General features: G+C 57.8%; 11 protein-coding genes. 1 reads left to right on the top strand and 10 read right to left on the bottom strand.

Going from position 1 to position 13,480, the window contains the following annotated elements; genetic code table 11:
* Nucleotides 1-102: 102 nt before the first annotated feature.
* On the bottom strand, nucleotides 103-315 hold the full coding sequence (locus tag AC1RKH_RS03445) for a hypothetical protein (RefSeq protein ID WP_493061113.1): 213 nt from the start codon (nucleotides 313-315) through the stop codon (nucleotides 103-105).
* Between the two features lie 544 nt (nucleotides 316-859).
* Entirely contained in the window at nucleotides 860-1,978 is a 1,119-nt protein-coding gene (locus tag AC1RKH_RS03440; protein ID WP_123424553.1) for an NADH:flavin oxidoreductase, read from the bottom strand.
* Between the two features lie 102 nt (nucleotides 1,979-2,080).
* Between AC1RKH_RS03440 and AC1RKH_RS03435 the strand changes: the two genes are divergently transcribed.
* A complete protein-coding gene (locus AC1RKH_RS03435) occupies nucleotides 2,081-2,464 on the top strand; it encodes a winged helix-turn-helix transcriptional regulator (protein WP_493061112.1) in 384 nt (127 codons plus the stop codon).
* A gap of 770 nt (nucleotides 2,465-3,234) precedes the next feature.
* Here AC1RKH_RS03435 and AC1RKH_RS03430 read toward each other — a convergent pair.
* The 8 genes from AC1RKH_RS03430 to AC1RKH_RS03395 all read right to left on the bottom strand — a co-directional run bounded on the left by AC1RKH_RS03430 (nucleotide 3,235) and on the right by AC1RKH_RS03395 (nucleotide 13,360).
* A complete protein-coding gene (locus AC1RKH_RS03430) occupies nucleotides 3,235-5,511 on the bottom strand; it encodes a TonB-dependent receptor (RefSeq protein WP_493061111.1) in 2,277 nt (758 codons plus the stop codon).
* 108 nt (nucleotides 5,512-5,619) lie between these two features.
* A complete protein-coding gene (locus AC1RKH_RS03425; RefSeq protein WP_493061110.1) occupies nucleotides 5,620-6,000 on the bottom strand; it encodes a fe2+ zn2+ uptake regulation protein in 381 nt (126 codons plus the stop codon).
* Nucleotides 6,001-6,159: 159 nt separating this feature from the next.
* Nucleotides 6,160-7,143 carry a siderophore ABC transporter substrate-binding protein gene (locus tag AC1RKH_RS03420; protein ID WP_493061109.1) on the bottom strand — a complete coding sequence of 328 codons (984 nt, stop codon included), beginning with the start codon at nucleotides 7,141-7,143 and terminating at the stop codon, nucleotides 6,160-6,162.
* Nucleotides 7,140-7,922, bottom strand: a complete 783-nt coding sequence (locus AC1RKH_RS03415; protein ID WP_493061108.1) for an iron ABC transporter ATP-binding protein — start codon at nucleotides 7,920-7,922, stop codon at nucleotides 7,140-7,142. Before AC1RKH_RS03415 ends, AC1RKH_RS03420 begins: the two co-directional genes overlap by 4 nt.
* Nucleotides 7,919-8,869 carry an iron chelate uptake ABC transporter family permease subunit gene (locus AC1RKH_RS03410; RefSeq protein WP_493061107.1) on the bottom strand — a complete coding sequence of 317 codons (951 nt, stop codon included), beginning with the start codon at nucleotides 8,867-8,869 and terminating at the stop codon, nucleotides 7,919-7,921. Before AC1RKH_RS03410 ends, AC1RKH_RS03415 begins: the two co-directional genes overlap by 4 nt.
* The gene (locus AC1RKH_RS03405; RefSeq protein WP_123424548.1) at nucleotides 8,866-9,810 is read right to left on the bottom strand and encodes an ABC transporter permease; all 945 of its coding nucleotides are present in this window, start codon (nucleotides 9,808-9,810) and stop codon (nucleotides 8,866-8,868) included. The genes AC1RKH_RS03410 and AC1RKH_RS03405 overlap by 4 nt, the downstream gene beginning before the upstream one ends.
* Nucleotides 9,807-11,576, bottom strand: coding sequence for an ABC transporter ATP-binding protein (locus tag AC1RKH_RS03400; protein WP_493061106.1), 1,770 nt, complete (start codon nucleotides 11,574-11,576; stop codon nucleotides 9,807-9,809). The genes AC1RKH_RS03405 and AC1RKH_RS03400 overlap by 4 nt, the downstream gene beginning before the upstream one ends.
* The gene (locus AC1RKH_RS03395; RefSeq protein ID WP_493061105.1) at nucleotides 11,570-13,360 is read right to left on the bottom strand and encodes an ABC transporter ATP-binding protein; all 1,791 of its coding nucleotides are present in this window, start codon (nucleotides 13,358-13,360) and stop codon (nucleotides 11,570-11,572) included. The genes AC1RKH_RS03400 and AC1RKH_RS03395 overlap by 7 nt, the downstream gene beginning before the upstream one ends.
* Between the last annotated feature and the right edge of the window lie 120 nt (nucleotides 13,361-13,480).

The following is a 13,480-nucleotide window of genomic DNA, read 5'->3' as shown; positions in this document are numbered from 1 at the left end:
CTCCCAATCACTCACTCTCCAAGCCATAACCCTATGGAACCAGGGCATTACTTGAAGATGACTGGCTAGACTTACGGTATTGAAATGACCAGCAGCGATGCTTCACATGGCGTAGAGCAGAAACGCCAAGCCTTCGCTGATTGCACTGCAGGCTTCGCTGTTGGCCTGACAAGGAAGAGGTTTGCCGGTAACGAATGGAACGGCAATGGAGGCACAAGGACTGATGCGGATATTGCCGGAGTGAGAAATCGCGACATGAGCTCTGTCATAAGACAGAGCCTCAAGGCTGATTTGGAAGATTCGGGCGCCGGACATAGTCGTACCATAAAATAGGGTTAAACATATCCGGCGGTCCGGTAACCACAATGTAGCAGAATGGCTAATGCACTCAAGAAATATATTTTATTATGCTTATTCCAGAAATGAATAAGCATTAAGCGGTGCGTCTCCCCTCCTCTCAACTTGCCTGCTCCGCTAGCCTAGTTTCAGCGTACCGACTCTAAACAACTTTACGCATAGCCGACTAACTAAATGACCGGACACAACGTCGCGCCGTAGCCCACGCATCGCATTACACCTTAATCAAGGCTGCTCCCGAAAGGCCTAGATAGCCACGAAGAATCTAGCGCTACATTAATCGGCGATGCTATGCAGCCTGCGCGTAAATGCCCAGGCCGCACCGCAACGCAATATTAATTTACGCGGGTGTTGAGCGGCCTTAACATGTTCGGCCATTAAAACAGTTATGGCGCACTCAACAACAAATTACGATCTCGGCCGCGCAACATCCAAGGCTAGACCTCTGATTCCTTCAGACTAAAACCTTTGTGGCATCACACTCTCCACTCCGCCGTAAGGCTCAAACCAATTCGGCTAAAGATGCCGGATTGAAGCCCTTCAGATCCGCGTAATCGCCTTTTTCCACTTTGGCGGCCCAATCCTTGTCACTCAGCAGAACACGCCCTACAGCGATCAGATCAAACTCTTCGCGCTCCATGCGCTCGACGAGCCGATCCAAACTCGCAGGGGTTGATCCCTTGCCGGCGAAGGCATTAGTAACATCATTTTCTAGCCCAACCGAACCAACACTGATGGTCGCGGCCCCGGTTACTTTCTTCGCCCAGCCCGCGCAGTTCAGGCCGTTCTCACCGTCAATCTCGGGGAACTCAGGTTCCCAGAAGCGGCGTTGTGAGCAGTGCAGGACGTCGACACCAGCCTCGACTAATGGCAACAGCCAGTCTTCCATCACAGCTGGCGTTTCAGCGACGCGTACTCCGTAATCCTGTTGCTTCCACTGGCTGACACGCATGATGATCGGGAATTCAGGGCCAACAGCATGACGAACAGCAGACACTATCTCACTGGCAAAACGCGAGCGTTCCTTGATCGTCGGGCCGCCGTAGCGGTCGGTGCGCAGATTGGTACCAGACCAGAAAAACTGATCGATCAAATAACCATGGGCTCCGTGGATCTCAACGGTATCGAAGCCCAGTCGTTTGGCATCCGCTGCGGCCTTGGCGAACGCTGCTACCGTGTCGGCAATGTCCTCTTCACTCATCGCCACACCACGCAGGTCACCTGGCGAATCAAGGCCCGACGGGCTTTCCACTGGCGCATCTGGCTCCCAGTCGTTGATGTAACGCGTGGCACCGGTGTGCCAGATCTGCGGTGCCATGCGCCCGCCAGCGTTGTGGACCGCATCGATCACGTTTTTCCACCCAGCCAGCGCCGCTTCGCCGTGAAAAAAAGGAATGCCGGAATCATTGCGCGATGCTGGGCGATCAATCACGGTGCCTTCCGACAAAATCAGCCCGACACGTCCCTCTGCCCGCCGCCGGTAGTAGGCAGTGCTCGCTTCACCCGGGATGCCTTCGGGTGAGAACAGACGCGTCATTGGCGCCATGACAATCCGGTTTTTCAGTTCAAGCGACCGGATGGAAAAAGGACGAAATAAAATACTGGTTTCAGGGTTTGACATTGGATGGACTCCATTTGCTTTTGGAAGCCATATAAGTATATTTTGTAAACCAAATGTCAATTAGGCACCTAAAGTCGCCTAGGTATACATGAGGAAACTTCGATGCTGGAATTAAAGCCGCAGTGTTTTTCGTCGGAGTGCCCAAGCCGGGCGCTGTTCGACCAAATCGCAGACAAGTGGTCGATGATGGTTCTGGCGGTACTTGATGACGGGCCGCACCGTTTTAACGCCATCAGGCGTCGCCTGGAGGGCGTCACTCAGAAAGCACTGACACAGTGCCTGCGTCGACTGGAACGAAATGGACTTGTCTCGCGCCAGGTCATCTCGTTTTCGCCCGTGGCAGTCCAGTATGAGATCACCCAACTTGGTCGAACACTGCAGCAGCCGTTTCGCGAATTGCATAAATGGACGCTCGACAAATTGTCTGAGGTTGAAACGGCCCGGTTGAAGTTTGACGAGGCCGCGCAGATAAGCCTGACGAAGTGATTTTTTATTGACTCGCCGCCACTGCCCATCTGAAACGCATTACTTCGTAGGTTTACTCGCGGTATCCCTAAACCTACCAACGCTACATTAAGTGCCTAATTGACTCTAGGTTTATCACGTATACCTTGTAATGGTCGACAACGATGGTCTCACTCGATGCCTTATTACGACCTTTGATCAATGCTTCTCTGCGATTCTCAACGATTGGCCAAGCGCCTTCGATATCGACGCGGCAGCGCTGATCCCAGCGGCCTGACCTTTTTTGGAAAGCCCAATGAGTCAATCGATGGTCGGCTGCGCCAGCAGCCGTCCAACCGCACGTTTTTCCATTCATAAAGCTGAACCTGGATGCTGCCTCTCCTCCTAGAGCTTTGCTGCACCAATCTTTGCTACCAGAGCTCACCCAATTCCCATCTGGAGTTACACTGAAAACCACCCTGTACCGTCTTGGTGTTCTGTCAGAAATCGCCATTAGCGATCACTCGCACACCCGATGCGAGCGGGGGCAAATATGGGGGCAAATTTCAATTTTTTTTGCCAGAAACCATTGTCCTAGAGCCAAGTCAAAATGTTTTTTGGGGACCCTGAGAGTCTATGACTGCACAGAGATCAGCGATTACGCCGTCTGCTCTCTCCCCCACAGACACGATAAAGCCCCGATGAATCGAGGCTTTATCGTTAAATCCGGCGAGAATTCCAGCGTGCCGTGTCGTACCGCCAAGACCGGAGAAAGTCGCAGAACTCTCCCCTGCCTCTAGGCTGGCCGACTGTCAGAAATCAACCGATGCCGAAAGCTGAAGGGTACGTGGAGCGCCCAGGCCGCCGGACAGGCCACTGCCGTCGCCGCCGCTGTAGGAACCGATCCAGTATGCCCGGTTGGCGATGTTCTCTACGTTAGCCCGTAAGGTCACAGGTTTGGACATGACCTTGGTGGTGTACCGACCGCCCACATCGAAAACGGTGTACGACGGCAACTCCATCCGATGGTCGTCCGTGACGTAGCGGCTGCCTACGTAGTTCGTGCCTGCGGTCAGGGTCAGCCCAGGAACCATCTCCAGGTCGTACTCGGCCCCCAGCTTGGCGATGATTTTCGGAACGCCGGTCACCTGATTGCCTTCGTTCGCCGCTACCAGCGCCTTCGTCAACACCGCCTGCGTGTAGGAAACACCGCCCATCAAACGCAGATCTGGTTGGGCCTCACCGAAGAAGCTCCATTCCACGCCACGGTTGCGCTGCTCACCATTGACGCCAAAAATGTTGGTGACCGGGTCGGTAAAGGTGCTGGGTTTTTCGATCTGGAACACGGCCAACGTGGTGGCGAACGCACCCAGGTCAAGCTTGGCGCCCACTTCATACTGCTTTGTCTGAATCGGGCTCAGGACTTCACCCGGGTTGGCTGCCGTCGTCGGAGCCGTCCCCCCCTTAGACAGACCTTCGATGTAGTTCGCGTAGACCGACACATCGTCGGTGACCTTGACCAGCAACGCGGTAGCCGGCGAAACACGGCTCTCGTTGTAGTGAGAGGTTCTGACGCGCGCCGGTGTCAGGTTCGAGCTTTCCACTGTCTGATTCCGCAAGCCCAGCGTCCATTGGATACGGCCATCAAGGAACGAAAGGGTATCGAGCAAAGCAACACTGCCCAGTTTGTCTTCGGTCCGGGAGGTGACAGCGCCGAATTTACCCAAGGGCGGCGTTGGGCCGAAGTCAAGGTTGTAGTAGTTGGTGGTCACGTAGTTGGGTATCTGAAGATCCTTGTAGCTCATCTCCGACTTGTACTGAGTGGCCGCCAGCGACCATTCGTGGCCTACGGGGCCGGTGTCGAAGCGGCCCTTCAGGCCAGCCTCGCCTGATTTCTGGGTGCCCTGCCCATCCGAGCGATAAGCCAGAACATTGATATCACCAGCGTTGTTGACCAGCGTGTCGCGCGTCATCAAGGCGTTGCGGCCACCGTCCCTCTGCCCATAGGCCGCAAAGGCGGTGAGCGAGTCATTCAAATCGACCTCGCCTCTGAGCAAAAAGGTTTCGGTGTCGTTGGTGGTGTATGCCCAGTCAGGTGCCAGCGCGTAATCACCCTTCTTCGCGCGGGGTACGCTGGTGACCTTAGGGTTGATCGAGGCAATGCCGAAATAGTTGGCACCCTCCAGATGTTCACGTTGCTTGTAGGCGTCCAACGACAGGCGGAAGCGCTCGGCGCGCCAGTCCAGGCCCAGCGCATTGAGCTGCATGTTTTGTTTCTGATCGTCCACGGCGGTGTCGCCGTCGCGATACACCCCGTTGTAGCGGATACCAAACTGATTCTGATCGCCAAAGCGCCGACCCACGTCGGCATGCGCACCGTATAAACCATTGGATTCAAAAGAGGTCGTCAGGCGCGTCAGGGGTTCGTCGCCGGCGCGCTTGGGGACCATATTGATGCTGCCTGCGACGCTGCCATCTGGTGGCATGCCGTTCAGCAGAGCGGACGGGCCCTTGAGCACTTCGATGCGCTCGGCCAGTTCGGTCGAGCCGCGCAGGTTCGGCGCCATACCGATCAGGCCGTTGTAGGTGATGTCGTTGGCGCTGGTATTGAAGCCACGAATAAAGAAGGTTTCGATGATGGCCCGTTTGGAGGGGACGTTCACCGATGGATCGGTTGCACCGATTACCGAACCGATGTCCTTCGCCTGGTGGTTGCGCACGAAGTCATCGGTGTAGCTGATGGCGCTGAAGGGAGTCTCCATAAAGTCCTTGGTGCCCAGCAGCCCGACTCGACTGCCAGTGGCAACCTGGCCGCCCGCATACGCCGGCGGCAGGTCGGCAGATGCGCCCATAGTGCCCTCCACCGTTGTTTCAGACAGGACAAGGCTATCTTCGCCAGTGCCCGCCGGAGACTGCGTTGACGGCTCAGGGGCAGGCGCAGCGGCCACAGCCATCGAGCCCCCGGTCAGCCCTAGCAACAGCGCCATCTGTACGGCAGAGAAAGTGCGATTCAAGGTAAACGAAAAAGCGCGTTGCGTAGCCTGCGATGAATCAGGGTTGGCGCTATGTGGGCGGCCGTGTTCCGACATGCTGGATTCCTTTCGATGCAAAGAATTGGAGTGCATTCACTAGGTTTCCGTACCAGAACGCTAAATCCTCAATCTAAATGATAAATATTTACAATCATTCACCGCGCACTATTCGAAATGTCGCCCACTACACCGCTGCTCTAAAATCGCTTTTGCTTCAATGGTCAGGCTGTAGCTCTTATCGTGATTGCGGGTAATGACACCCACGGAACAAAGGCGCTTGAGCGCCTCACGAACGCTGACGAGCGATAACGCCAGCGCTCTGAGTTGGTCATGTACCGACTTCGCATTCACCGTCGTCCCGTTGACAGCCGCAGCGCATAAAATATTGATGATTTTGAAGCGCAGTAAGCTGGTACGTAGCCCATAGCGATATAGCATCTCGCGAATGTGCTCGTTGTTACGGTCGCAATCGAAGGGGCGATGCGTGGATGAGCTTTGTAATTGCTGGGGCGCCAGAGCTTCTTCCGAGGCTGATCTGTGGTACATGCGAATAGTCCATTTCTATTGTTTTAAACGCCATGGGATGGCTGCCGTGCCTGAAATCACCACTGGCGATCCCCCATGACCGAAGCAAAATGCGAATCCACAAAAAGGGCCGGCGCCTGAACAGGACCAGCCCTTTGTGCTGCAGATACACGTCGTGAATCAGCCCTTGTAGCCCTGAACCACCTCGTCAGCCATTCGATTGAGACAGGTCACGCTAGCGGTACACAGATACCAGGTCTGAGCATCGACAAAGATTACACGGCCGTTGTTCCAGGCCTTGGTCTTGCGCAGCAGCGGGTTATCCAGGCTCTTGATGTCCAGTGCCGGACGATGCTCCATCACCGCGGTACGGTCGATGACATAGAGAATGTCGGGATCGGCCTGCTGGATAAACTCATTGGAAATCGGCTGTCCATGCAAACCGGCTTCGATGTCAGTACTGGCCGGTTTCACGCCCAAGGTGTCGAAGATAAAGCCGTAGCGCGACTTCACGCCGTAGGAGGTGAAGGCGCCGTTGTTATGCAGCACGATCAACGCTTTCTCCGGACGTCCTTCGGTAACACGGCGGGTCTGTTCCACCTTGGCTTCCATTTCCGCGACTTTCTGGCGGGCCAGTTCCTCTTTACCGAGGATGCGTCCCAAGAGGGTCAAATGCGCCTTGGCTGTGCTGATGATATTGCCTTGTTTGTTGGTCAGGTCCACGTCGTCGTAGACGGTCGGGGCGATCTGGCTGAGTTCCTTATAGCTTTGTGCCTGGAGCGGAGAGATCAGAATCAGGTCGGGCTTGAGCGCATGCAACCGCTCGAGATTGGGCTGAACAGTCGCCCCTACATCCATAACATTCGAGTCGTCACGGTATTGGGTGAGAAAGCTGGTGACGTAGTCCTTGGCGATGCCCACCACCGGTGCCCCCAACTGATCGAGTGTATCGAGCTCGCTCATATCGAAAGCCACTACGCGCTCGGGTAGTTTGGTCACCACGGTTGTGCCCAGAGGATGCTCGATCTTGATCGGCTCGTAGTGCACCTGCGCACTCACTGGCGGGGTTGCCTCTGCCGCTGGCTTGTCACATCCCTGCAGCCCGGCCGCTACGGCCATTGCCAGTAGCACTCCACAGAGTTTTTTCGGGTGATCAGTGCTCATATCAGTTCCCTTGACGGTGACGGGTTGAAGTAGTTGCAGACGAACCCTTGTTCGCTCTGCAGGATTTCGAAATCCAGATCAAAAAGTTCGCGCAGGTGCGCCTCGGTAACAACCTCCGCGACCGGGCCGTGGCAGTGAATTCCCCCGCCTTTCATGGCAACGATATGATCGGAATAGTTAGCCGCGAAGTTGATGTCATGGACCACCAGGATCACTGTGCGGCCTTGCTCATCACACAGGCGACGCAGGGCACGCATGATTTGTACGCCATGCTTCATGTCGAGGTTGTTGAGCGGCTCGTCCAGCAACAGGTAATCCGTTTGCTGGGCAATGGTCATCGCCAGGAACGCCATCTGCCGTTGTCCGCCGCTGAGCTCGTCAATGTAGGAGAGGCGCAGGGACTGCAAAGACAAGAACTCGATGGCCTCATCGATTGCCTCGCGATCCTCGGCGGTAAGCGCTCCACGACTGTAGGGGAAGCGCCCGAAGGCTACCAATTCCTCGACGGTCAGGCGCAGGCTGAAATCCGGGGACTGGCGCAAGGTGGCCACGCGCTTGGCATAGTCGCGAACGGGCACATCCAGAATGCTGCGCCCGCCAATCAGAACGTCGCCCCGGGTCGGCGCCAGCAGGCGTGCGATCAACATCAGCAGCGTGGTCTTGCCCGCCCCGTTCGGGCCGATCAGCGACGTGACCTGCCCCGGTGGAAACCGGACGCTGACGTCACTAAGGACATGCTTGGTGCCATAGGCCTTGTAAACGTGATTGAGAGAGATCATGGGGTGCCTCGGGTTCGAATCATCAGCGCGAGGAAATACACACCACACACCAGGTTGACGAGAATGCTGACGGAGGTGTTGTAGTTGAATATCTGCTCGACCAGGTATTGGGCGACAATGAAAATGCCAATGGCGATGGCGCAACTCATGGGCAACGTGACCCGGTGCCGAGCGGTTCGGGCAAGCGCATATGAGATGTTCGCAACGAACACTCCCATGAATGCCGTCGGCCCGACGAGGCTCGTCGAGATCGCCACCAGAATTGCAATAAGTGCCAGTTGAAGTCGCACGCTGCGCGGGTAATCGACCCCCAGGGAAATGGCTTGGTCACGTCCCAGGGAAAGCACATCGAGCACCGGCAGGGTTCGTTGGGCGATGCCGCACACCACAGCGACCAGCACGCCCGAATAGATCACTTGCCCAGGTTGCGCCTTGTTGAAGGAGGCGTAGTTGAACCCTTGGAAAATCGAGAATTCTCCGGGGCTGATCTTTAGCTGGATAAATTGGGTAAACGTCCCCATCACCATGCTCAGTACCAGTCCCAACAGGAGCAGCAGGTACACGTTGTTGCTTCCGTCACGGAACAGCCAACGGTGAATAAGCCATGAATAGCCGAGCATCAGCAGGACCGACAACAGGACGTTACCGTCACGCCCCAGCAACACCAGGCTCTGGGTGCCCAGCACCAGAATCAGTAGCGCCTGGAACAGCAGGTAGATCGCCTCATACCCCATGATCGCCGGCGTCAGTATCCGGTTGCCGGCGATGGTCTGGAAAATCACCGACGAATAGGCAATGCACACCCCGGCAATGCACATCGCCGCCAAACGGGTGAGTCGCTTGGGAATGACGTAATCGAAGTCGAAGCCGGCCCCCAACAACAGGAACGCGATCGCCAGCGCCAGAACCAGCAGCCAGAGACCATAACGGGTAGCCACGCGCCTCATGTGTACTTCCTGATCAGCAGCACGAGAAATAACAGGCCGCCCACACTGCCGGCGGTGAGACCGATAGGCACTTCGAAGGGGTAGATCAGCAGGCGGCCGAGGATATCGCAGGCCAATAACAACGACGCGCCACACAAGGCGACGATGGGCAATGTTCGCTCCAGGTTTTCGCCGTAGTGCAGCGCCACCAGATTGGGAATCACCAGCCCGACAAAGGGGATCGCCCCCACGGTGATGACCGTGGCGGAAACGGTGACCGCCACGAGCATCAGACCTAGCGCCGCATTGGCTGCATAGTTCAAGCCCAGACTGCTGGCCATGCCCTCACCCATCCCCAGTACGGTAAACCGGTGCGCATAAAGGTAGGTGAGCACGACGATCGGCAGGATCAGATAGATGATCTCGTAATTGCCCTGCACGATTTTGGAGAAGTCACCGAGCATCCAACCCTGCATGCTCTGCAAGATGTTGTGACGGTAGGCGTAGAACTCGGCGACGGCGCTCAATACGCTGCCATACATCAGGCCTATGACCGGAACCATCACCGTGTTCTTGAACTTGATACGGCGGATGATCGCGACATAGATCAGGCTCGCGGCAAAACAGAACGCCAGGGCAAACAGCATCCTGCCGGCAGCACCAACAGCGGGGGCCACCGTCAGTGAAATCAGAATGCCCAGCTTTGCAGCATCCAGTCCACCGGACGTGGCGGGCTCGACGAACCGGTTACGCACAATCTGCTGCAGGATCACGCCGCAGACGGCCAGCCCTACCCCGGTGAGTATCAGGGCCGCGAGACGCGGAAGGCGGCTGGCGGTCAGTGTCAGCCAGGCATCATCGGAAAATGTGAAAAGTGCTGTCCAGGAGACCTGTTTGACTCCCACCATCAGCGAAAGGCAACAGAGCACAACAAACAGGATCAGTAAGGCTGCACGACTCAAGAATCGTCCTCACTGCCAAACGCCCCGGCAATGCGCCAGCCCTTTGCCGCCCGGCGCTGGGCGAGAAAGTGCGCGTAGAGTCCTGGCTTGGCACTCAATTGCGCGTGGGAACCTTGCTCGCTGATCTGGCCATTATCGAGCACCAGAATCTGGTCGGCCATGGCCACCGTCGAGAGCTGGTGCGCGATGACGATCAGCGTACGAGTACCACGCAAGCGTGCCAGTGCCTCAGCAATAGCGGCCTGGTTCTCGGCATCGAGCGCAGCAGTGGCCTCATCGACCAACAGAATCGGTGCATCCTTGATCAGCGCACGGGCGATGGAAATCCGCTGACGCTCGCCGCCGGACAGTCGGGCACCGCCCTCGCCCACCGGTGTATCCAGGCCTTGAGGCAGTCGTTCGATGATCTCCACGACGCCGGCTTGTCTTGCCGCTTCCATCACCTGGGCATCGCTGGCACCGGGTTTGCCGATGCGGATGTTGTCGGCGATGCTGCCCTGGAACAGGTAAGCATCCTGGAAGATCTGACTGATCTGGCCGGCCAGTTGCTCGCCGGACATCTGGCGCACATCCACACCACCCACGATCACACTGCCTTGAGTCACGTCGAAGAAACGCGCGATCAGCCTCACCAGCGTGGTCTTGCCCGAGCCGGAAGCGCCGACCAGAGCGGTCATGCTGCCCGGCTCGATACGCAGGCTGACATCCCGTAATACATCAGCCTGGTCCTCGGTATAACGAAAGCTCACGTTGCGCAATTCGACGGACCCATCGACGGGTGCCTGTGGCGACTGCGGCTCAGGCAGCGGCTTGACCGCAAAGATCTCACGCACGGCTCCCAACTGGCCACGCGCGCCACGCAGCACCTCGCTATAGCCAGCCACTTCCAGCAACGGATCGATAAAGCGGCTGACCAGCAGCAGTGCAACAATGACGGCAATGACCGACCCCGCCTCCAGGCTTGCGCCCAACAGCTCACCCAGCCATAGCGTGGCGGCCACCAGCAAGGCGGCGAAGCTCGCCTGTACAGCCCAGGCATTGAACACCACCGACATCGCCGAGACGTGAATCAACCGTCTCGCGGAGTGCTGCTGGCGCCCGATGGCCTGTTCAAGAAACTGAGTGCCACCGTCCTCGCCATTGAACGCCCGCAGCACCGATTGCGCCTGGGCGAACTCGACCATGCGCTGGCTGGTGTGGGCCGCGTTGTGCTGGAAGTCCTGGTCTGCACGCTGCCCCAAGCGAGCGGTCAACACAAAGACACCCAACAGGATCGGCAGCGTCACCAGCGCGATCAGGCCCATCTGCCAGTGCAAGGCGAACAGTGCAATCAGGATCACTACCGGCGTGACCACGCCAGTAATCAGCGGCGTGAAAACATGGGCGGGAAGCTGCGCCATTTCCATCATGCCCTGGGACGCGACATGGCTTAGCCGCGCGGTGTTTTGTGCAGTGAACCAACCCACCGGCAAACGCGCCACATGGTCGCCGAGCCGATGGCGGCCCCGCTGGAGAACGGCGATGCCTACACGGATACCGGCTTTCTCCACTGTGCGTCGTAGCGCCCAGCAAATCACCACGCCGATCACCAGCGCGATCAACCATTGCCCCGCTGCGCGCGTTTCACTGCCCAGCAGGCTGGTGAGTACCGGCACCAAGGTGACAATCGTCAGCCCGCAGAGCAGGCCGTAGACCAGCGTCATATAGAGATAGCGCCGCAGCACCGGGGCATCTTCACCCAACAGTTGAATAAAGGTTCTCAGCATGCCGACACCGCCTGTTCCTTGGCCTGTTCGTAGCCGCCCAGTGCCCACAGTCGGGCGTAGCGGCCTTTGCGGGCGAGCAGCTCGTGATGACGTCCCTGCTCACAAATCGTACCGTTGTCGATCAGAATGATCTGGTCGGCGTGCATCACCGTATCGAGCCGGTGAGCGATCACCATCAAGGTGCGGCCCCGGGCGAATCGCGATAGCGCTTGCTGGAGCTTCACCTCGTTCTCGGCATCGGCTGCCGCCGTGGCTTCATCAAGCACCAGCACCGGCGGGTCCAGCAACACGGCGCGGGCGATACTCACGCGCTGTAACTCGCCGCCGGAGAGCTGCACATCCTCACCGATCACCGAGTCATAACCGCGCGGCAAGGCGAGGATGCGCTCGTGAATATTCGCGGTGCGCGCTGCGTCTTCGATTTCCTGCTGGCTGGCCGATGGCCTGCCCAAGGCAATGTTGTCGCGCAGGCTGGCATGGATAAGACGCACTTCCTGCAACACAAAACCGATGCGCCGGTACAACTGCGCGCTCTCGATCTGCCTGATGTCGACGCCGCCCAGGGTAATGCGCCCTTCAGTCGGATCGAAGAAGCGCAGCAGCAGGCGTGCCAATGTCGACTTGCCGGAGCCGGAAGCACCGACAATCGCCGTCACGGTGCCGGGCTTGAGGGTGAAGCCAATGTCCTTGAGCACCGGGTTCCGGCCGTCGTAGCTATAGCCGAGTTGCTCGACGCGAATCTCGGCATTTTCGGGCAACTGCCGTGATTCGCCCGCCAGGGTTTCCAGTACCGGCGTTTCCAGCAGCGTATGCACACGCTGGGCAGCGGCGGTAGCATTGTTCAGGTCGTGGGTGATGTAGCTCAACAGCAGCAGTGGCGCACAGATGCCCGGCGCCACCAAGGCGAAAGGCAAGACCTCTACCGGCGTGATCCAGCCCAGGCTCACCAACAAAGTGCCAAAGGCCAGCACCACCCCGAGTACCGCAACCGGGGTAATCATTGCATGGGCGTTGGCCATAGCGCTGACCAGCGGCCGCGTGAAGTCGGTGAACGCCTCGGCGAAGGCATCCACCGCTTCACGGTAGCTGCCATGGGCCTTGCCCTCGACACCAAAGGCCTTGACCACGGGAATGCCGTTGACGAACTCAACCACTGCGTTGTTGATACGTGCCATACCGGCGCCGAACGATTGCATGTTCGCCCCACTGGCCTTGGTCGCCCTGGAGAAAAACAGGAAAAACAGCGGGAATGGCAGCAGGGAGACAATCGCCATGCGCCAGTCCATGGCAAACAGGTACAGGATGGCGATGAGGATCGCACCAACGGTACGGCCCAGCGTGGTAAAGAAATGCGCAGTCAAGCTGTGCAGCGTACCGATGTCATCCTGCATGGCCTGTTTGACTTCACCCGAAGCCCGACTGGTAAACCAACCCAGCGGCACCTTGGCCAGTCGACGAGTAATCGCCAAACGCAAATGGCCGGTGATGTGATTGTCGGCCAGGTGCGCGACCATCTCGCCCACCGAAATCAATGTCATGCCGAGGAACAGGCACACCAGGCTGACGCTGACACCCCGCCAGACCTGATTCTGCATCTGGACCCAGCCGGTAGCGACCTCGGCCTGCCCCAACGAGAACTGTGCGATATGGGCGATGCCGGCCAGTGGCACCATCGTCAGCATGGTCCCGATGGCGGCCAGTACCGCGGCGACAATCAGCCGGCCGCGTACGGGTCTCAGTATCCGAGATACCGAGCCGGCGGCGGGTTTGTCTTTATCACTCATGAGCTCTCCTGAATAACCACTGCCGGCAGCCTGAAGGCATGCCTGACTTCCTTTGTGTTCGAGCGTTTTGCGCGTTGCATACCTTGTATTCCGAGCGGCGACGCAAAATCCTCAATCGAA

This window comes from Pseudomonas sp. GW822-FHT06B12 (assembly GCF_058799675.1).
Note: the sequence above shows the minus strand (reverse complement) of the source record. Positions and strands in the feature narration are given on the sequence as shown.